Annotated in this window: 18 protein-coding genes and 2 pseudogenes; 18 read left to right on the top strand and 2 right to left on the bottom strand. The window is 69.6% G+C overall.

Annotation, left to right across the window (positions count from 1 at the left end):
* The first annotated feature begins 53 nt into the window (after positions 1-53).
* The 17 genes and pseudogenes from ACOGI9_RS07830 to ACOGI9_RS07910 all read left to right on the top strand — a co-directional run bounded on the left by ACOGI9_RS07830 (position 54) and on the right by ACOGI9_RS07910 (position 16243).
* A complete protein-coding gene (locus ACOGI9_RS07830) occupies positions 54-449 on the top strand; it encodes a rhodanese-like domain-containing protein (protein ID WP_419856597.1) in 396 nt (131 codons plus the stop codon).
* Between the two features lie 96 nt (positions 450-545).
* Entirely contained in the window at positions 546-1733 is a 1188-nt protein-coding gene (locus ACOGI9_RS07835) for an ATP-binding protein (RefSeq protein ID WP_419859257.1), read from the top strand.
* A gap of 49 nt (positions 1734-1782) precedes the next feature.
* Positions 1783-2286 (top strand): annotated as a pseudogene (locus ACOGI9_RS07840) (NAD(P)/FAD-dependent oxidoreductase); the annotation flags it as partial.
* A pseudogene (locus ACOGI9_RS07845) lies at positions 2255-2695 on the top strand (lycopene cyclase family protein); the annotation flags it as partial. The pseudogenes ACOGI9_RS07840 and ACOGI9_RS07845, both read left to right, overlap by 32 nt.
* A 10-nt stretch (positions 2696-2705) precedes the next feature.
* Positions 2706-2903 (top strand): hypothetical protein, encoded by a 198-nt coding sequence (locus tag ACOGI9_RS07850; RefSeq protein ID WP_419859309.1) that lies wholly within the window; start codon positions 2706-2708, stop codon positions 2901-2903.
* Between the two features lie 50 nt (positions 2904-2953).
* Positions 2954-4324 carry an NAD(P)/FAD-dependent oxidoreductase gene (locus ACOGI9_RS07855; protein WP_419856598.1) on the top strand — a complete coding sequence of 457 codons (1371 nt, stop codon included), beginning with the start codon at positions 2954-2956 and terminating at the stop codon, positions 4322-4324.
* Positions 4325-4470: 146 nt separating this feature from the next.
* On the top strand, positions 4471-5124 hold the full coding sequence (locus ACOGI9_RS07860) for an energy transducer TonB (protein WP_419859258.1): 654 nt from the start codon (positions 4471-4473) through the stop codon (positions 5122-5124).
* Positions 5125-5139: 15 nt separating this feature from the next.
* Complete coding sequence (locus tag ACOGI9_RS07865) at positions 5140-6732, top strand: Hsp70 family protein (protein WP_419856599.1); 1593 nt, start codon at positions 5140-5142, stop codon at positions 6730-6732.
* Positions 6729-8018, top strand: a complete 1290-nt coding sequence (locus ACOGI9_RS07870) for a HEAT repeat domain-containing protein (protein ID WP_419856600.1) — start codon at positions 6729-6731, stop codon at positions 8016-8018. Before ACOGI9_RS07865 ends, ACOGI9_RS07870 begins: the two co-directional genes overlap by 4 nt.
* Before the next feature lie 13 nt (positions 8019-8031).
* Complete coding sequence (locus ACOGI9_RS07875) at positions 8032-8466, top strand: TipAS antibiotic-recognition domain-containing protein (protein ID WP_419856601.1); 435 nt, start codon at positions 8032-8034, stop codon at positions 8464-8466.
* Positions 8467-8539: 73 nt separating this feature from the next.
* The gene (locus tag ACOGI9_RS07880) at positions 8540-8908 is read left to right on the top strand and encodes a Fur family transcriptional regulator (RefSeq protein WP_419856602.1); all 369 of its coding nucleotides are present in this window, start codon (positions 8540-8542) and stop codon (positions 8906-8908) included.
* A gap of 150 nt (positions 8909-9058) precedes the next feature.
* Positions 9059-11092 (top strand): TonB-dependent receptor, encoded by a 2034-nt coding sequence (locus ACOGI9_RS07885; protein ID WP_419856603.1) that lies wholly within the window; start codon positions 9059-9061, stop codon positions 11090-11092.
* A 66-nt stretch (positions 11093-11158) separates the two neighbouring features.
* Positions 11159-11698, top strand: a complete 540-nt coding sequence (locus ACOGI9_RS07890; protein ID WP_419856604.1) for a TRAP transporter small permease — start codon at positions 11159-11161, stop codon at positions 11696-11698.
* A gap of 16 nt (positions 11699-11714) precedes the next feature.
* Positions 11715-13022 (top strand): TRAP transporter large permease, encoded by a 1308-nt coding sequence (locus tag ACOGI9_RS07895; RefSeq protein WP_419856605.1) that lies wholly within the window; start codon positions 11715-11717, stop codon positions 13020-13022.
* 87 nt (positions 13023-13109) lie between these two features.
* On the top strand, positions 13110-14888 hold the full coding sequence (locus tag ACOGI9_RS07900) for a uracil-xanthine permease family protein (protein ID WP_419856606.1): 1779 nt from the start codon (positions 13110-13112) through the stop codon (positions 14886-14888).
* A 1-nt stretch (position 14889) separates the two neighbouring features.
* Positions 14890-15903 carry a TRAP transporter substrate-binding protein gene (locus tag ACOGI9_RS07905; RefSeq protein ID WP_419856607.1) on the top strand — a complete coding sequence of 338 codons (1014 nt, stop codon included), beginning with the start codon at positions 14890-14892 and terminating at the stop codon, positions 15901-15903.
* Between the two features lie 91 nt (positions 15904-15994).
* Positions 15995-16243 (top strand): hypothetical protein, encoded by a 249-nt coding sequence (locus ACOGI9_RS07910; RefSeq protein WP_419856608.1) that lies wholly within the window; start codon positions 15995-15997, stop codon positions 16241-16243.
* Position 16244: 1 nt separating this feature from the next.
* Here the strand turns inward: ACOGI9_RS07910 and ACOGI9_RS07915 are convergent, their stop codons facing one another.
* Entirely contained in the window at positions 16245-16844 is a 600-nt protein-coding gene (locus ACOGI9_RS07915) for a DUF6624 domain-containing protein (protein ID WP_419856609.1), read from the bottom strand.
* 170 nt (positions 16845-17014) lie between these two features.
* On the opposite strand from ACOGI9_RS07915, the gene ACOGI9_RS07920 reads away from it, so the two are divergent.
* Positions 17015-17293 (top strand): type II toxin-antitoxin system prevent-host-death family antitoxin, encoded by a 279-nt coding sequence (locus ACOGI9_RS07920; RefSeq protein ID WP_419856610.1) that lies wholly within the window; start codon positions 17015-17017, stop codon positions 17291-17293.
* Positions 17294-17297: 4 nt separating this feature from the next.
* Here the strand turns inward: ACOGI9_RS07920 and ACOGI9_RS07925 are convergent, their stop codons facing one another.
* On the bottom strand, positions 17298-18128 hold the full coding sequence (locus ACOGI9_RS07925; RefSeq protein ID WP_419856611.1) for an outer membrane protein: 831 nt from the start codon (positions 18126-18128) through the stop codon (positions 17298-17300).
* Positions 18129-18233 lie beyond the last annotated feature (105 nt).

An 18233-nucleotide genomic window follows, 5' to 3' on the forward strand; every position in this document is an offset into this window, starting at 1 on the left:
CTCCCCCGTGCGCGCGGGCCCGACCAACCTGAAGGAGCAACCCGGAGCGATACATGAACGCAGCGCAAATGCAGCACTACCAGCAGAAGCTCGCTTTCGAGACGGATTCCTGGGACCTGTTCGAAATGCTGAGCGGCGACCGGGCGGTGACCGTAATCGACGGACGGTCCGCCGAAGCCTACGCCCGCGAGCGCATCCCCGGCGCCGTGAATCTCCCGCACCGGGAGATCAGCGCCGAGACGACGGCGTCGCTCGACCGGTCCAGGCTCTACGTCTGCTACTGCGACGGGATCGGCTGCAACGCCTCCACCAAGACCGCGCTCAAGCTCCTGGGCCTGGGGTTCGAGGTGCGCGAACTCATGGGCGGCCTCGACTGGTGGAAGCGTGACGGGTACGCGACCGAGGGCGAGGAGGCGCGAGTCGGGACCGAGATCGTCTGCGGCTGCTGAGCCCATCTCGGGCGCGTTCTTGACAGAGTTGTGGGTGGTTTTGGATAATGTCGCCTTAGATATGCATAATTTCCCATAACTTTCTTGCAGAATCGCATGGATCCTGTTACCAACCCCTTCGCGCCCGGCGCGGGATCGAGGCCCCCCGCCCTCGCCGGTCGAGATGAGTTGCTCCAAGCGGCGGACATCGCTCTGCGGCGAATTCAAATCGGCCACCAAGCCCGGAGCATGATGCTCCTCGGCCTTCGAGGCGTGGGGAAAACGGTTCTCCTGGTCCGGATTGAGGAACTCGCGGAAGACGCAGGCTACGCGACGGCATTGATCGAAGCTCCCGAGGGGCGGCGCCTCGCCGAACTTCTGGTCCCGAAGCTCAGTCATCTGCTGTACCGACTCAGCGGCGTCGAGAAAGCTCGGGTTCTCTCCAACCGAGCCCTCGGCGCCCTTCGCAATTTCGCCAGTGCCTTCAAGGTCTCATATGCAGGCGTGGAAGTCGGCGTGAACCCGGAACCGAGTGTCGCCGCATCGGGAAACCTGGAGACCGATCTGACGGACGTTCTCGTGATGGTCGGTGAGGCTGCTGCTGCTGCCGACCGGCCCACCGCCATCCTCATCGACGAGGTCCAGTATCTGAACCCGGAAGACTTCAGTGCCCTTATCGTGGCGCTCCACAGAATCAGCCAGAAGGCTCTGCCCCTCATCACCTTCGGAGCGGGCCTCCCGCAACTCGCGGCCTTGTCGGGAGAGGCCAAGAGCTATGCGGAGCGTCTCTTCGATTTCTCCAACGTCGGACCGCTCGATGAGAATGCGGTGGAGGCGGCCATTCGAGTTCCGATCGAGAAGGCGGGAGTCCGGATCAGCGATGACGCCCTGTTGGAGATCGGTGAGCGCACCGAAGGCTATGCGTATTTTCTCCAGGAGTGGGGAGCACACTCCTGGAATGCCGCGCCCGCGTCACCCATCACGCAGGAAGATGTTGTCTCTGCCGGGGCCAAGGCCGTGACAACTTTGGACGAGAGTTTCTTCCGCGTGCGCTTCGATCGCTTGACGCCCAAGGAACAGGAATACCTGCGGGCGATGGCGGAATTGGGCCCGGGCCCGCACCGTTCCGGGGAGGTGGCCGCGGCGTTGGGCATGGCGGTTACTCACGCAGGGCCCCGACGCCACGACCTGATCACCAAGGGAATGATCTGGAGCCCTTCGCACGGAGTCACGGCCTTTACGGTCCCCATGTTCGATCAGTACATGCGGCGCGCGATGCCCGATTGGCAACCGGCCGACAGCTAGCCACTGCCGCGTTCCCGCGGGAACGTCTGCTGAGCGGACGGGCGGGGCGTTGACGGTCGTCGGGGCGTCGCGTGAGTCGGCGGACTACGATCTCGTCGTGGTGGGGGCCGGGTTCGCGGGGCTTGCCTGCGCGCGGCGGGCGGCGGAGCGCGGGCTCTCCGTGCTCGTCCTGGAGCGGCAGTCGGAGCCGGGGGAGCGCATCCACACCACCGGGATCCTCGTCAAGGAAGCGTGGGAGGAGTGGGCCGCTCCGGCGTCGCTCGTCCGCCGGATCCGGCGCGTCCGGGTCTACGATCCGCGGCACCGCTTCGTCGAACTGGAGCGCGACTCCTACTTCTTCATGGCGACGGATACGGCGGGGCTTCTCCGCCACATCGTCGATGAGACCCGCCGCTCGGGGGCCGAAGTCCGGTTCGGCGCTCCCTTCGAGGGCGTGGCGTCGACGGCAGGCTCGGTCCCGCTGACGCTCGCGGGCTCCGGCGCGGCTTCCGGCGTGACCTGCCGGTTCCTCGTCGGGGCCGATGGGGCGCGCTCCCGGGTGGCGGAGAGCTTCGGACTGGATCGCAACCGCCGGCTCCTCAAGGGCGTGGAGTGGGAGTACGAGCCCCGCGAGCGGCGACGGCGACTGCCTGCACTGCTTCATCGATCCCGAGTGCGCGCCGGGCTACATCGGGTGGGTCGTGCCCGGCGTCGGGGCCACGCAGGTGGGGCTCGCGCTCCACCGGGACCACCGGGCCGACCTGCGCCGGTTCAGCGAGAAGATCGACGGCCTGTTCGGGCTGTCCGGGAGACGGGTGCTGGAGAAGCGCGGCGGCGTGATCCCGATCGGCGGCCGCCTGCGGAACTTCCATGCGGACCGGGTTCTGCTCGTCGGAGACGCGGCCGGCATGGTGTCGCCGCTCACCGCCGGCGGCATTCACCAGGCCTACCGGTTCGGCAAGCTCGCCGCCGACGCGATCGCGGATCACCTCGATGGCGGGCGGCTCCGACGCTGGCGCCCCGCACCCCGGCGACGTCGTGCGCCGCGCGTATCCGAACCACACCCTGAAACGCGCCGCGCGCTGGGGGTTCGACCACCTCCCCGTGGCGCGCGCGCTGCAGGCCGGACTCCTGAGCTGGAACGTGTTCAGACGGCTGGCCGAGACCGTATTCTTCCACCGCTCCCGGTAGGCTTCCGCTCCCGGTAGGCCTCCCACGCGGACGGCAGGATGGAGCCGCCCATGACACGTTCCCGCGGGAACGCGAACGGCAACTCAAGCCGGAATCCGAACGAGCACGCGAAGTGCGTGATCATCGGGGCGGGGATCCACGGCCTCTCGACGGCCTGGCACCTGGCCTCCGAACTGCGAGCGGCCGGGCGCGGCGGGGGCCGCGACATCCTGGTCATCGACAAGAGCGGGATCGGGGCCGGGGCGTCGGGCATCGCGTGCGGCGTCATCCGCAACAACTACTTCCAGCCCGCCATGCGCGAGCTGATGGCCCACTCGGTGGACGTGTGGGAGAGCGACCCCGAGGGGTTCTCGTACCACCCGGTCGGCTATCTGCAGATCAGCCACGAGGCGATGCGGGAGGACGTCGCCTCGATCCACGAGCAGCAGCGGGCCATCGGCTACGACTCGACGTTCATCGAGGGCGCGCGGGCCTCCCACGCCTACATGCGGCGCATCTTCGACGACTGGCAGGCGCGCGGCATCACCAGCGTACTGCACGAGCACCGGGGCGGGTACGCGAACAACATGGCCTCCCTCCGGGGCCTGTGGGCGAAGGCCGCCGCCGAGGGCGTCCGTCTCCTCACGGGCGTCGTGCACGAGGGGTTCGAACGGGACGCCTCGGGCGCGGTCACCGCCGTGGTGACGGACCGGGGCTCCATCGCCTGCGAGCGCGTCGTGGTGGCCACCGGCCCGTGGGTTCAAAGGCAGTGGGCGATGCTCGACCTCCCCGCCGTCACCCGGGTTCGGGGCTCCGACGGCGCGCGACACGACGTGCCCACGTGGAGCTACTGGGCGCTCCAGGAGGGCACGCTGGACGTCGACCCCGGCACCCTCACCGACAACGGCGGCCGTCTGCCGCCCGTCGTGCACGTCGACACCGATGTCCCGCTCCGCGACGAGCGCGGGCTCGTGAGCGAAGGCCCGTGGGGGATCTACTACAAGCCGGACTTCCATTTCGGCGGGGTGCAGGGCGGCGCGATGCCCTACAAGATCGACAAACCCGGCTCCGAGGTGGCGGTCGACCCCTACGGACCGCTCTCTCCCGACTTCGTCGTCGGCGAGGAGTTCTACCGCCTGTGGACCGCCGCGCTCGCCTTCTGCCAGAAGCGCTTCGAGGGCCGGAACCATCTCATGAAGCAGGAGCCCTCGGGCGGCATCGGCAGCTTCACGCCGGACCGCTTCCCCGTGTTCGACACCTTCGCCGACAACGTCTACTTCATCGCCGACTCCAATCACGGCTACAAGATGATCGGCGTCGGCGCGCTGGTCGCGAAGGAACTCACGGGCCAACCGCAGGCGCTGCTCGAGCCCTTCCGCTACGCACGGTTCGCCGAAGGCCGGCTCCACCCCACCAGCCACTCCCCCTTCCCCTGGAGCTGACCCGCGTCCCCTGGAGCTGACCTGAAGCGATTCGTGACGTTCCCGCGGGAACGCCCGTCAATGAGATGGGGTGGCGGGGACAACCGGAGGAGTGGACGGCAGCGGGGGCTTCGCGAGGGGCCGCCGGGAACCGGGAGGTGATTCTGATGGGAGACACCGGCATTCGGCTCACCGCGAACGACAGGTTCAAGCGCGCCAGTACGAACTTCACACGGATCGGCTTGCTGGTCGCCGTCTTTCTCCACCTCGGGCTCTTCGTCCTCGTGCAGCCGTTCGAGGCCGCGGACATGGGGTCCGTCACGAACGAGATCGAGTCGATCCGGCTCCCGCCGGAGGTGAGGATTCCGCCCCCGCCGGAAACGATCGCGCGTCCCGCCATGCCGCGGGTCTCCACCGTCGACATTTCCCCGGACATCACGATCGCGCCGACGACCCCGGACCGGGTGCCGAGGGGTCTGCCTCCGCGTCCCCGGGCCCCCGACCCGTCCAAGCCTCCGATACTGATCCCCTACGACACGCCCCCCGTGCTGCTGAACGTGGGGGAGGTCCTGCAGGTGCTGGAACGGGAATACCCGCGGGCGCTGAAGGACGCGGGCATCGAAGGGCGCGTCCAACTGTGGATCTACCTGTCGGAGGAGGGCCGGGTCGAGAAGTCCGAGATCAGGACATCCTCCGGTAACCCGCTGCTCGACGAGGCGGCGGGCAGGGTCGTCCCGGCGATGCGGTTCAGTCCGGCGATGAATCGCGACCGGGTCACCGCGGTGTGGGTCTCGCAGTGGGTGACGTTCCGCGTGAACTAGAATAAGATTTGGCCCATGTCGACCCACTGGGCCATCGATCTCGGTACGTCCAACACCACCATCTGCGAGGACCGGTCCGGCCGGCCGCACATCGTGAACCTGCCGGACCTCGCGAAGCTGGAGCCCGTCACGCAGACGCCGGTCATCCCGTCGTGCGTGTGCGTCATGGACGGGGACGGCGAGGACGTCCTCATCGGGCAGGCGGCCGTCACCTACAACTGGGACGGACAGGCCACCGGCTTCGCGCGCGGCTTCAAGCGCTACCTCGGCACGGAGAGCGGCCGGGCGCTGGCGCGGGCCGGCGGGAGGGCGTTCACCGCGCAGGACGTCGCGGCGCTCTTCCTGCGCGAGGTCATCGGCGCCCTCGAGACGCAGTTCGGCGAAGAAATCACCGACATCACGATCGCCACGCCGAGCGGCTTCTACGAGACGTACCGGGCCGAGCTGCAGGCGATCATCCGGCGCCTGAAGCGCCGCGGCTGGTGGGCGCGCATGTGGGCGCGGCTTCGGCGGCGGCCGGCCGGGATCGTGTTCCGCACGCTCGACGAGCCGGTCGCGGCCGCGCTCGGCTACGGCGTGGATGTCGGACGCCCCACGACGCTCGTCGCCTTCGACTTCGGCGGGGGATCGATGGAAGCCGCGGTCGTGAGGACCCACGGCGCGCAGACCGTGGAGACCGGGCGCGCGGAGGTGCTCGCGAAGCAGGCGGTGGAGCTCGGCGGGGACGACGTGGACGGCTGGATCCTGGAGCGGTTCGTCCCCACGGCCCTGCACGACTGGCCCGAGTGGGAGGTCGCGCTGCGCTGGGAGGCCGAGCGCGTGAAGCTGCTCGCGAGCGCGGGGAACGAGGGCGACTTCACCTTCCGCAACGAGTCGTACGGGAAGCTGGACTATCCGGTTCTGAGCGACCTTCTGGCGGCGAACGGCCTGTACGTGCGGATCCGGGAGCTGCTCGACGCGCTGCTCACCGAACTCCGGACCCGGCACGGCGTCCTCCCCGACGGCATCGACGACGTGATCCTCGAGGGCGGGTCGACGCTCCTGCCGGAGGTGCGGAACGTCGTGGGCGACGTGCTCGGCCGGGAGAAGGTGCGGGAGTGGCTCCCCTTCGCGGCCGTCGCGCGCGGCGCGTGCATCTTCGCGGGCGGCGCGCACGTCGAGGACTTCATCTACCACGACTACGCGCTCCGCGTCCTGCCCGACGACGACGCCGACGCCGAGTACGAGCTGCTCATCCCCGGCGGCACGTGCTTCCCCACCGTCGACAACTTCGCGACGCGCTACTACGCCCCCGGCAGAGACGGCCAGCGGCACATCAACCTCTTCATCTGCGAAGTCGGACGGGTGGCCGGGCGCCCGATCGACTGGACCGAGCGCAGCAACGGCTCCAGCTACTTCGTGCCCCGGACCGCGGGCGAACGGGCGTTCTGCCTGTGCCTCAACGAGGCGGACCCGGCGCTGCCGCTGGACCCGCCCGGCCAGGGCACGGCGCCGCGGCTCCGCGTGACGTACTCGGTGGACGAAAACCGGTGGCTGTGTGTAACCGTACATGACCTGCACCGGAAGACGGACCTGAACGTCAAGCACCCCGTGGTGAGATTGCGATGAACTTCCTCAAGGCCCTGTTCGGACCGAGCCGGAAAGACGTCTGGCGGCAGCTCGCCGACGAGGTGGACGGGCAGTTCCACGAAGTAGGCCTCTTCAATCCGTTCGCCGTCCAGGCCCGCACGGGCGACTGGACCGTCACGCTCGACACGTACACGTCGGGCGACGGCAAGACGAACCAGACGTTCACGAGACTCCGCGCGCCCTATTTCAACCCCGAGGGGTTCCGGTTCGACATCTACCGGGCGGGCGTCTTCAGCGGGTTCGGGAAGGCGCTGGGCCTGCAGGACATCGAGGTCGGCCATCCCCGGTTCGACCGGGACTTCGTGATCAAGGGCAATGCGCCGCGCCGCCTGCGGCGGCTCTTCGGCAACGGGAGGGTCCGTCGGCTCATGCAGGCCCAGCCCAAAATTCAGCTCACCGTGAAGGGGCGCGACGGTTGGTTCGGCAGGTACCCGGACGGGATGGACGAACTTCACTTCCAAGCACATGGCGCGATCAAGGACCTCGCGCGGCTTCGGAACCTGTTCGACCTGTTCACCGAGGTTCTGTGGGAGGTCTGCCACGGGGGGAGGGCGCACGAGGACGATGTCCCGTTCCACGTCCGCCGCCTGGGCGCCCCCGGGGGCCGAATCACCAACAAATATGTCCTCTGGGAGGGCGACCGACCGCGCCGCGACGCGGCCGCCGCACTCGGACGGCTCGAGGACCCCGCCGCGATCCCGGCCCTCGCGGACGTTCTCTGGGACGAGGACGCGGTGCTCCGGCTGCGGGCGGTCGAAGCGTTGGCCGAGATTCGGCACCCCGGCGCGATCGGGCCGCTCGTCCCGCTGCTCGGCGACGCGCGGAAGGGGGCCGGCCTGCAATTCCGCGACGGGGTCGCCGAGGCGTTGCGGCAACTGGGCGAAGGAGAGCTGGTCGTGACCGTGGGTGCGGCGCTCGGCGGCGATTTCGGGCGTCTGAAGACCTACGACGGCGGATACAGGGCGGAGATCATCGCGGCACTCGGCCACGCGCTCGAGGGATCCTCCGGCGCGCACGCGGCGAACGCCCTCGCCGAGATCCACGCCGTGGAAGCACTCCCCCGGCTTCGCGCGGTACAGAGGAGCCTCGGCACGCGGGACGCCACCGGTCAGGCCGTCGCCGCCGCGATCGGGAAGCTCGAGGCGCGGGCCTCACTCCCGCGCGCCGCCGCAGCAGCCGACGTCGAAGTCGACACGCTCCCACGGTCCGCCCAGGCACCCGGCCCCGACCCCGGCACCCTCCCCCGCGGCTCCCAGGCCCCCTAGCGAGGAGACGGAGATGGACAGGACGGAGATGTTCGAGGGGTTGGAGGAGTTCGATCACGGGCAGTACCAAGACGAGGTGGAGCGGCGCTGGGGCGGGAGCGAAGCCTACGCGGAGTCGATGCGGCGTACCCGCGCGTACGGCAAGGACGACTGGGCGCGGATCACCGAGGAGGGCGAGACGGTGGTGGCCGGGCTGGCCGGGCTGATGGCCGAGGGCGCCCAGGCCGCCGGCCGCGCGGCGATGGACCTGGCCGAGGAGCATCGGCGCCACATCGACCGCTGGTTCTATCCGTGCAGCCACGGCATGCACCGGAACCTCGCCGAGATGTACACGGCCGATCCGCGCTTCGAGGCGTACTTCGAGAAGCGCGGGAAGGGGCTCGCCGTATTCGTCCAGGACGCGATCCGCGCCAACGAAGCCCGCTGGAGAAACCGTGAGCGTGAGTGATGCACGGGCCTCGCGTGACAGGGGGCGATAAACCGTTATCATTACGGGTCCAACTGCGCGGGGGGTTACTTCCATGCAACGAGATACTCGACAACGCCGGGCGATCCGCCGCGTGTTCATGAGCGCGGGGCGCCCGCTCACGCTCGACGAGATTCTCCAGTACGGCCAGCGGATCGTGCCGTCGCTCGGGGTGGCGACCGTATACCGGAACGTGAAGACCCTGGTCCGCGAGGGGTGGCTGTCGAGAGTGAAGCTCCCGGGTGGCGGGCTTCGGTACGAGTTGGCCGACCGTCCGCATCACCACCATTTCCTCTGCAACTCCTGCGATCAGGCGTTCGACGTCCACCGGTGCCCGGACGAAGTCGAGACGCTGGCGCCGGACGGCTTCCAGGTCGACAGCCACGAGCTGGTTCTCTTCGGCCGCTGCGCGGCGTGCGCGTGACGGACGTCTGACCCGGCCGCTCCCCGCGGCCCCCGCGGCGGCCTGATCGGAGGTCGTCGGCTCACCCCTTTGCTCCTTAACGATAAGCCGTTATCATTAGCGGCCAAGCGCAGGCAAGCCTCACCTCCACCCTCGCACCAGGCCCACACGATGATGTCCAGACGCTCCTACATCCTCCTCCTCCTCGGGATCACCCTCGCGGGCGTGCCGGCCCCCGCCGCGGGCTCGACGGCGGTCGCGCAGCAGGCCGAGCAGCAGGCAGCGGACACCGTCGAAGTGGCCGCCGAGGTCGCCGCCATCACCCTGCCGGACATCGTCGTCACGGCGGTCCTGAGTCCCACGGCCGTGAGCGAGACGATCCGGCCCTCCGCCGTCTTCTCGGACGAGACGCTGCAGCGGCAACTCGCGGGAACGCTCGCACAGACGGTGGAATCGGTCCCGGGGGTCACGGTGACGAGCATGGGGCCGGGCACCTCCCAGCCCGTCATCCGTGGCCTGAGCGGGGACCGCATCCTCGTGCTCGAAGACGGCCAGCGGGTGGGGGACGTCCTCAGCAGCGGCCCGGACCACGCCTCGGCGCTCGCCCCTTCCTCGGCCCGGCGGATCGACGTCATTCGCGGACCGAGCGCGATTCTCTACGGCAGCAACGCACTCGGGGGCGTGATCAACGTCATTCGGGAAGAGGTCCCGCAGGCGGTGCCCGACCGCGCGACCGGGTTCACCTCGCTCCAGGGGCAGGGGGCGACCCGCGGCATCGGGGGGAGCAGCCAGGTCACCTTCGGCGTCACCGAGAACATCCCGCTTCGCGTCGAGGTCTCGAAGCGCGAGGGAGGGGATCTGCGGACGCCGATCGGACGCCTGATCGGCACCCAGACCGACGTGCGGAGCGTGGCGGCCGGAACCTCGTGGGTGGACGACTGGGGCTACGCGGGCGGCTCGTTCCGCTACTTCGCGAACGACTACGGGATCCCCGGAGGCTTCGTCGGCGGCCACACGAACGCGGTGCGCACGGAGCAGGAGAGAGCCGCGGGCCGGTTTCGCAGCGTCATCCGGCCGGAAGGAGGCTTCGAGGCGATCGAACTCGATGCCGGCTACACGTGGTACCGGCACCACGAGAGGGAACCCCCGGATATCCTCGGCGCCCAATACGATCGCGAGATCGTGAGCGGCGAGGCCCGGGCGCGGCACGCGGGCTGGGGGCCGTTCGCATCGGGGGCCGTCGGGGCGAGAGTCTCGTGGGAGGACTTCGGATTCGGGGGCGCACTGTACACCCCGAATTCCCGGCGCAGGACGCAGGCCGCGTATGTCCTCGAGCAGATCCAACTCGATCCGGTCACGGTCGAGGCCGGGCTCCGTTACGACCGGGTCGAGCTTGAACCGGATCAGGAAGACGCGTCCTCCGACATCGGGCATATCCGCGCGCGTTCCTTCGACGCGGTCTCCGGATCGCTGGGCGCGCTTCTGCCGGTGACCGGGCAGTTCACCCTCGGCGCGAGCGTGGGCCGCGCCTTCCGCACGCCGGACGTACACGAACTCTACTCGGAGGGGCCGCACCTCGCGGCCAATTCATACGACGTCGGCAATCCCTCGCTCGGGACGGAGACGGGACTCGGTATCGACGTGTTCGGGCGCGTCACGGGACAGCGCTTGAGCGCGGAGGCGACATGGTTCCGGAACACGATCGCGGGCTACATCTTTCCGCAGGCGACCGGGGAACTCAGCCGCGTGCGGCTCCCCATCTACCAGTTCGTGGGAGAGGACGCGGTGCTGACCGGCTTCGAGAGCCAGCTCGAGTGGTCGGTTCCGGCCGGACTCAGGCTGGAGGCCGCCGCGTCGTACGTGCGCGGCACGATCCGCGCCAGCGACGAACCCCTCCCGTTCATGCCCCCGCTCCAGGGTCGCCTGGCGATCGGCTATTCGCCGGTGAACTGGTTCGTGGAGGCCGAGACGCGGATGGCCGCGAGCCAGGAACGGACGGGGCGGTTCGAGGAGCCCACCGATGGATACGCGATCCTCGGACTCTCGGGCGGCGTGCGTTTCAGCTTCGCCGGGCGGCCGCACGTCATCACGCTCCACCTCGACAACATCGGCAACACCGAGTACAGGCGTCACCTGTCGCGGGTGAAGGAGATCATGCCCGAGGCCGGGAGGAGCCTGAGCGTGACGTACCGCGTCGTGTATTAGCAAATCCCGTCCAACCCGCTATGCTGAGGCGCGATTCAGGGTAGGCTCTCGACTCGGCGGGGAGACATGACGGTTTTCGAGGCCCACAGGGAGGGCTTCGCGCGGGCGGAGGCGTACTGCGGGCGCGTGGCGGCGGGGTTCGCCGTGGCCGGCGGCGTCGGGCTCGCGGTGCTGCTCGGGATCACGGTGGCCGAGGTTTTCTGGCGCTACGTCCTCAACGATTCCCTGCTCTGGATCGAGGACGTCTCGACGATGTCGCTCGCGGTCGTCGCGGCGGCGGCGGTCGCCTACGGGGCGCGCGAGGGCTCTCACGTGTGCGTGAACCTGCTCGCGCGCTTCGCCGGCCGGCGGGTGACGAGGATCACGGACGCGATCGCGCGGCTGCTCGGCGTGGGCGCCACCGCCACGGCCGCGTACGCCCTGTTCGTGCACGGCAGTTGCGGCCTTCCCTGCGGCGACGTCACCGGCAGCGTGTCGATCCCGCACCTGCCGTTCTACTACGCGCTCGGCGCGTCGCTCGCCGCCTACGGCCTGCTGCTCCTGTCCCAACTCCTCCTGGGGTTCGCGGTGTGGCACGCGGAAGACCCCAACGAGCCGGCCGAATGAACGGGCAGGCCGAGTGATGGACGGCACGGCCATCGCCCTCGTGGGCTTCCTCGCCCTCTTCATCTTGCTTCTGATCCGGGTGCCGGTGGGGCTGGCGATGCTCGTCGTGGGCATAGGCGGCATCGCCGCGATCCGCCCGGGCGCCGTCACGGCCGTGCTGGCGGGGGAGATCTTCGCCGTGGCCTCGCGGTATCCCCTCACGATCCTGCCTTTGTTCATGCTGATGGGGAACCTGGCCGTGGTCTCCGGGATGAGTCAGGACCTGTACCGCGCGGCCCACAGTTGGCTCGGCCGCTTCCGGGGCAGTCTCGCCTCCGCGTCGATCGTCGCCTGCGCGGGCTTCTCGGCCCTCTCCGGGTCGTCGCTGGCCGCCGCGCTGACCATGGGCCGCGTGTCCCTGCCCGAAATGCGGCGGTTCCGGTACGACGACTCGCTCGCGACGGGGGCCATCGCCGCCGGCGGCACGCTCGGCTTCCTCATCCCGCCCTCGGCGGGACTCGTGATCTACGGGATCGTCACCGAGGAGAGCATCGGCCGCCTGTTCATGGCCGGAGTGGTGCCGGGGATCGTGCTCACGCTCCTCTTCGTGCTCACCGTCTGGATCGTCGTCCGGCGCGACCCGGACAAGGCGCCGCACGCCACGACGTCCGTTCCGTGGCGGGAGCGCCTCCGGGCCACCGCGAGCGCCGCGTGGATCGTGGGCATCGTCATCGTGACCATCGGCGGCATCTACGCCGGCATCTTCTCCGCCATCGAGGCGGCCGGAGTCGGCGCGTGCCTGACCCTCGTCGCGGCCTGCGTGCGGCGGGCGCTGAACCGGAAGACCGTGATCGACGTCGTCAACGGCACGCTGAAGGCGAGCGGCACCGCCTTCCTCATCCTGTTCGGCGCCTTCGTGTTCAAGGTCTTCCTCGGACTCACCGGAATCGCGTTCGTCGCGGCGGAGTGGGTCGGCGAACAGGGGTTTTCGGGCCCCCAGGTCGTCGTGCTCGTGCTCCTGATGTTCATCGTGCTCGGCACGTTCCTGGACGGGTTCGCGATGCTCGTGCTGACCGTGCCCCTCGTGCAGCCGATTCTCGAGTCGCTGGGCGTCGACATGATCTGGTTCGGCGTGATGATCGTCGTCACGCTCGAGATGGGACTGATTTCGCCGCCCGTCGGGCTGAACATCTTCGTGGTCAAGGGCGTCGCCCAGGACGTGCCGGTGCGCACGATGTTCCGCGGCATCCTGCCGTTCTGGCTCGCGATGCTGGCGGCGCTGATCCTGATCGCGCTCTTCCCGCACATCGCGACATTCCTGCCGAACGCGATGTACGGGTCCTAGATTGAAGCCACTGCGGTCAGGGCCAATCTCGCGGTCAACGCCAACCTCGCGAGCAGGGAGGAAGATGGACGCACGGGAGTCCGGCGCTTGAGGCGACGCTCCAACGAGGATCTGCGCTACGAGGTCGAGGACCGGCTTCCGCGGCCCGTCGCCCTGGGGCTCGGCCTGCAACTCGCCGCGATGGGCATCAACAGCGTCGTGCTGATGCCGACGATCGTGTTTCGGGCGGGAGGCGCCGAGGAACTCGTGTTCTGGGCGGTGTTCGCCTCCGTGCTGGCCTGCGGCGTGGCCACGATCCTCCAGGGCGTGCGGGCGCGACGGATCGGCGCGGGGTACGCGCTGCCGCACGTCAGTTCGGCCATCTTCATCGCCGTCTGCGCGGAGGCCCTGATCGCGGGAGGACCGGGGCTGCTCGCCACCCTCGTCGTCATCTCGGCGCTCGCCCAGGCGGCGTTTTCCGCCCGGCTCTCGCTCCTGCACCGAGTCCTCACGCCGGTCGTCACGGGGACGGTGGTCATGCTCCTTCCCGTCACCGTGATGCCGATCCTCTTCGGCATGATCAACGAGTTGCCGCCCGGAGCCCCCCTGCCGGCCGGGCCGGTGAGTGCGATCGTGACGATCGTCGCCGTCCTCGCGGTCGCGCTCCGGACGAAGGGGACGTTGCGCCTCTGGGCGCCGGCCATCGGCATCGTCGCCGGATCCGTGGTCGGCGCGGCCTTCGGCATCTACGACACCGCCCGCGTGACCAACGCCGGGTGGATCGGCATCCCGCCCGGCCGGCCGCCGGTGCCGGACGTCGGCTTCGGCCCGGAATTCTGGGCGTTGATCCCCGCGTTCCTCTTCGTGGCGCTCGTAGGCACGACCAAGTCCGTCGCCGTCGCGGTCGCCGCCCAGCGCGTGTCATGGCGCCGGCCGAGGGCGGTCGACTTCCGCGCGGTGCAGCGCGCCGTGGCCGCGGAAGGCGCCGGGAACCTGCTCGCGGGTTTCGCGGGAACGATGCCCAACACGCTCAACGTGAGCGGCGTGGCCGCCATCGAAGTCACGGGCGTCGCGGCGCGCCGGGTCGGCATCGCGGCCGGACTCGTCTTCTCCGTCCTCGCCTTCGTCCCCAAGGCGCTCGCCGTCATTCTCGCCATTCCCGGCGCCGTCGTGGCCGCTTCCATCGCCGTGATCATGGCGACGCTGTTCACCGTCGGGATGCGCGAAGTCGCGCGGAGCATCGACGCGAACCCCCGCAACGGCCTCATCGCGGGCGTCTCGTTCTGGACGGGCGTCGCCCTCGAGTTCGACCTGGTCTTTCCCGCCTATTTCGCGGAGTTCGCGGGCGGGCTGTTCAGCAGCGGCTTGACGTCGGGCGGCCTGGTGGCGCTGCTGCTCACGGGCCTGACCGCACGGCGGAAGCGCCGGCTCAGGGGCACGCTCGACATGGCCGAACTGCCCCGGATCCGGGAGTTCATCCAGGCGTTCTCTGCCCGGCACGGGCTCGCGGAGGTCAGGGACCGGCTCGAAGCCGCGAGCGAGGAGGCGCTGCTCACGCTCCTGGAGTCGCGGGAGGCGGCGAAGGCGGCGGGCGCGGCGGAGGGCACGCCGGACGAGGGGAGACACGAACTGCTCCTGACGGCGAGCGAGGACGATGACGAGGCCGTCCTGGAGTTCAGAGTCGGCGCGGCGGCGGCGGACAGCGACGACCTCAACCTCCAGGACCGGCTCGCGTGGCTCGAGGCGGACACCCGGGCAGCCGACGTGGAGCAGGAGATCTCGCTCCGGCTGCTCCGGCACCTCGCCTCGTCCGTCCGGCACCAGCAGTTTCACGACGTGGACATACTGACCCTCCGCGTCTCCGCGGTGCCCGAGCGTGAGTCGTAGGATGACGCGCGCGACGCGGACGCTCGTCCTTGGACTGCTCGCCGCAAGCGGGGTCGCGGGCGGATGCGGGGGAACGTCCGACACGGGCGGCACCCGGGAGCTGTCGCTGGCGCATTTCCTGCCGGCGGATCACGTCCTCACCGATGGCGTGTTCACGCCGCTGGCCGAAAAGCTCGCCGAGCTATCGGACGGCCGACTCACCCTCAGGCAGTTCCCCGCCGGCGCGCTGAACTCGTCCGCGCCGGCGCAGTACTCGATTCTGCTGAGCGGCGTGGCCGATATCGCCCTCGCGATTCCGTCCTATACCGCCGACCGCTTTCCGATGACCGACCTCATCGGCTACCCCGGCATCTGCAAGAGCCCGGAGGACTGTACCGAGGCCCTGCTGCGCGCCCGGTCCGTTCTGGAGCGCGAATACGAAGCGAAGGTGCTTGGGATCTGGGCCACGTCGGCCCCGGTGCTGCTCACGCGCGACACGCCGGTGCGGACGCTGGAGGACATGCGCGGGCTCAAGATCCGGGTCTGGTCGCGGAGCGCGATCCCATTCATCGAAGCGCTCGGCGCCAGCGCCGTCATGCAGCCGGCCACGGTCGTCCATCAGAGTCTGACCACCGGCGTCATCGACGGCGTCGGCGTCGCGCCTTCGGGAATCGCCGCATTCCAGTTGCACGAGCCCGCCGTCTACCTGACGAACTGGCTTCCCGCGTCCGGGCTGCCGTTCGTGCTGCTGATGAACCAGGGGGTCTACGACGCCCTGTCCCCCGAGGAGCGGGGCTGGATCGACGAGGCCGCGGATACCGCCATGTCCATGGCCGGTGGCGCGGCGTACGGGCGCGCCGGCGCCGAGGGGTTGCGGCTGGCCGTCGAGGCCGGTGTCGAGATCATCGACCTGCCCGAGAGCGAGAGGCGCCGCTTCGAACAGGCGATCGCCTCCGTCCGCGAGGCGGGCCTCGCGCGCCAGGTCGGCGACATGACCGCCGGCGACGTCATCCGCCTCTTCCGCCCCGTCCCGTAAGCGACCGCCGCGCCACGGGCTTGCCGAATCCAGCCGCGGCGCTTGAACGTAGAGTCCTCATCGACCTCATCGTTCCGGAGACCGGGAGGGCGTGAGCGCCATGGGCAAGTTGTCGCACAGGTGGTCGCCGAAGTACTGGCCGAAGTGGTATCGCGGCGCGCTGGTGTGCTGCGGCGCCGGGGCGGTGTTCGGTGGAATGCTGGCCTGGTTCGGGCCGGGCTGGGGGCGTTACGTCGCGCTCGCGGGCGTCATCGTGTGCTTCATCTGTCTCTCGATCTGCTTCTCGCTCCTCCAGCGCCTGCTGCAAGAGGGCCCCGACCGCGTGTTCGGCGACGACTGACTCAGTTGGCGCGCCAGCCGACGCTTGCCGCCCATTCATCGCGGGCCCTTGCGTACGCCTTGTGATCCGGCGGCGGCCGCTCACCCTCGGAGGCCGCCCGGCTGCGCGCTTCCTCCATCTGGTCGGCCAGCGGCGGGAGTCCGACGGCACGGCGCCGCTCATCGAGCCCCTGCGGGTCTTCCACGTCGCCCGGCGAGAGGTTCCCGTCCGCGTCCCAGTCGAACTGCGTCCCGTAGCGCTGCGGCCGGCCCTCGAAGAACCGGATCCGGTCCTCCAGCATGGCCGCGTGCCCGGGTGACGCCCTTCCGTCGCGTGCCGCGGCCTGCAGGAGCGGCAGCGCCCGCCGCAGCAGATCCGGCTCCCCGATCGCGTGCTGCAGGACGATCCACGCGGCCTCCGCCCCGTCGGCGCCGACGACGTCCGCCCCCGGCCATCCGATCGACTCGATGATCCGACGAAGACCCCGCGCGTTCCGCTCGTGGACGCGCGCCATCCGAGGCTCGTAGCCGCCGAACAGTTCGCCCGAGGCTACGAGCTCGGCGCGCACCGTCCGGTCCCGCCGCGCCATCTCCAGCAGTTCGTCCCTCAGCGTCTCGTTCATCCGTCCCGTCCGCCGGATCCGCGCCGTCCCCGTCGAAACGTTCCCGCGGGAACGTCTTCAGACGGCTCCAAGGGCTCATTTTAGCGGATGCTGAAGCGGCCCACCGAACTGGACGGGCGCCTCGCACGTTACCATACTGTATTTGACCTGAATAACGTATGGAAGGGGCCATGCACCGCACTCAGGACACGTACGCGTTGAGTCATTTCCGGCAGCGCACGAGCGAACACCTGGAACGGATCCGGGATGGGCGCGTCGAGACCATCACCCAGAACGGCGAGGCCGCGATGGTCGTGATGAGTCCGGAGCGCTACGACTTCCTGATCCATTCGGCCGAACGGGGGCACCTGTGGCGGGAGGCGCTCCAGGCATACAAGGCCGGTGACCGAGGCGTCCCCGCCAAGGAAACCATCCAAGCGCTGGCCAATGAACTCGACGTAGGCTATTGACGCGCTAGGGGAGCCAGCGGAGGGTGGCGGTGAGGGAGTGGTGGCGGAGGTCGGCGATGGTCGGGTTGATGGCGATCCGCCGGAGTTGGCGGGTGCCGTCCTCGTCGTAGCGTACCACCTCGATGTCGCCGGCGGAGGTGCCGATGCGTCCGGCGTCCGTGTAGCGGTATCCGAAGTCCAGCAGCAGGTCGTCGCGCAGGGGGACGGTCAGGCCGGCGGCGAGCATCCACGCGAAACCGTACCCCGTGCCCGGAGGAAGAGACGTGGAGGGCGCCTCGCCGCCGGGGCCCCTGCGGAGGCGGCCGGAGGGATCGTCGGGGTTGGGGAACCGCTGGATGTAGTCGGTGAGGCGGTAACGGTTCGCGCCCAGTCCCCCGCCCGCCCATAGGTGCCGCCCGCCGGGATCCCCGAACGCGTAGAAGCCGGACAGGAGCAGTCGGCGGGCAGTCATGCGTGCATCGGTCGGCTGCACCGGCCCGGCACCGCCGTAGTTCGACTGGCCCTCGTAGGCGAATTGGCCCGTGACCCCTAGCTCCACCTGGGCGCGAAACGCGCCGAAGCGGTAACCCGCCGCGAGACCGTACTCCAGCCCGGCCCCGAGCGTACCGGCGTCGGACTGGTCGTCGCCGTAGAGCGCCGCTTGGCCCGCTTCGTCACCGTCGACGAAGCGGACATCGGCCGGGAGGACGGCAGCGACGCCGACCGTGAGGTAGACCGGGCCGAGACCGGCGGGCGTCTGGGCGGCGGTGGCGGACGGCGCGGCGGAGAGGCACCCCAGCCCGAGCAAAAAACCGGGCAGGGCGGCAATGCGGCGGCGGTTGTCGATGCGAGTCATGGGCAGAAGGTCTCGGGCGGGGCTGCTTTTGCCAACCATTCATTTTGTGGCGCAGGGTTGCCGACGGCGTACCGGCCGGTTCCGTTGGGGACGACCCACCCAATG

Origin of the sequence: Candidatus Palauibacter irciniicola, from assembly GCF_965208695.1 — a bacterium.
GTDB lineage: Bacteria > Gemmatimonadota > Gemmatimonadetes > Palauibacterales > Palauibacteraceae > Palauibacter > Palauibacter irciniicola.

What these genes read in the sequence shown, in the direction of transcription:
- ACOGI9_RS07830 (WP_419856597.1), top strand. Translation starts at nt 54, where the DNA reads ATGAACGCAGCGCAAATGCAGCACTACCAGCAGAAGCTCGCTTTCGAG.
- ACOGI9_RS07835 (WP_419859257.1), top strand. Translation starts at nt 546, where the DNA reads ATGGATCCTGTTACCAACCCCTTCGCGCCCGGCGCGGGATCGAGGCCC.
- ACOGI9_RS07850 (WP_419859309.1), top strand. Translation starts at nt 2,706, where the DNA reads ATGGCGGGCGGCTCCGACGCTGGCGCCCCGCACCCCGGCGACGTCGTG.
- ACOGI9_RS07855 (WP_419856598.1), top strand. Translation starts at nt 2,954, where the DNA reads ATGACACGTTCCCGCGGGAACGCGAACGGCAACTCAAGCCGGAATCCG.
- ACOGI9_RS07860 (WP_419859258.1), top strand. Translation starts at nt 4,471, where the DNA reads ATGGGAGACACCGGCATTCGGCTCACCGCGAACGACAGGTTCAAGCGC.
- ACOGI9_RS07865 (WP_419856599.1), top strand. Translation starts at nt 5,140, where the DNA reads ATGTCGACCCACTGGGCCATCGATCTCGGTACGTCCAACACCACCATC.
- ACOGI9_RS07870 (WP_419856600.1), top strand. Translation starts at nt 6,729, where the DNA reads ATGAACTTCCTCAAGGCCCTGTTCGGACCGAGCCGGAAAGACGTCTGG.
- ACOGI9_RS07875 (WP_419856601.1), top strand. Translation starts at nt 8,032, where the DNA reads ATGGACAGGACGGAGATGTTCGAGGGGTTGGAGGAGTTCGATCACGGG.
- ACOGI9_RS07880 (WP_419856602.1), top strand. Translation starts at nt 8,540, where the DNA reads ATGCAACGAGATACTCGACAACGCCGGGCGATCCGCCGCGTGTTCATG.
- ACOGI9_RS07885 (WP_419856603.1), top strand. Translation starts at nt 9,059, where the DNA reads ATGATGTCCAGACGCTCCTACATCCTCCTCCTCCTCGGGATCACCCTC.
- ACOGI9_RS07890 (WP_419856604.1), top strand. Translation starts at nt 11,159, where the DNA reads ATGACGGTTTTCGAGGCCCACAGGGAGGGCTTCGCGCGGGCGGAGGCG.
- ACOGI9_RS07895 (WP_419856605.1), top strand. Translation starts at nt 11,715, where the DNA reads ATGGACGGCACGGCCATCGCCCTCGTGGGCTTCCTCGCCCTCTTCATC.
- ACOGI9_RS07905 (WP_419856607.1), top strand. Translation starts at nt 14,890, where the DNA reads ATGACGCGCGCGACGCGGACGCTCGTCCTTGGACTGCTCGCCGCAAGC.
- ACOGI9_RS07915 (WP_419856609.1), bottom strand. Translation starts at nt 16,844, where the DNA reads ATGAACGAGACGCTGAGGGACGAACTGCTGGAGATGGCGCGGCGGGAC.
- ACOGI9_RS07920 (WP_419856610.1), top strand. Translation starts at nt 17,015, where the DNA reads ATGCACCGCACTCAGGACACGTACGCGTTGAGTCATTTCCGGCAGCGC.
- ACOGI9_RS07925 (WP_419856611.1), bottom strand. Translation starts at nt 18,128, where the DNA reads ATGACTCGCATCGACAACCGCCGCCGCATTGCCGCCCTGCCCGGTTTT.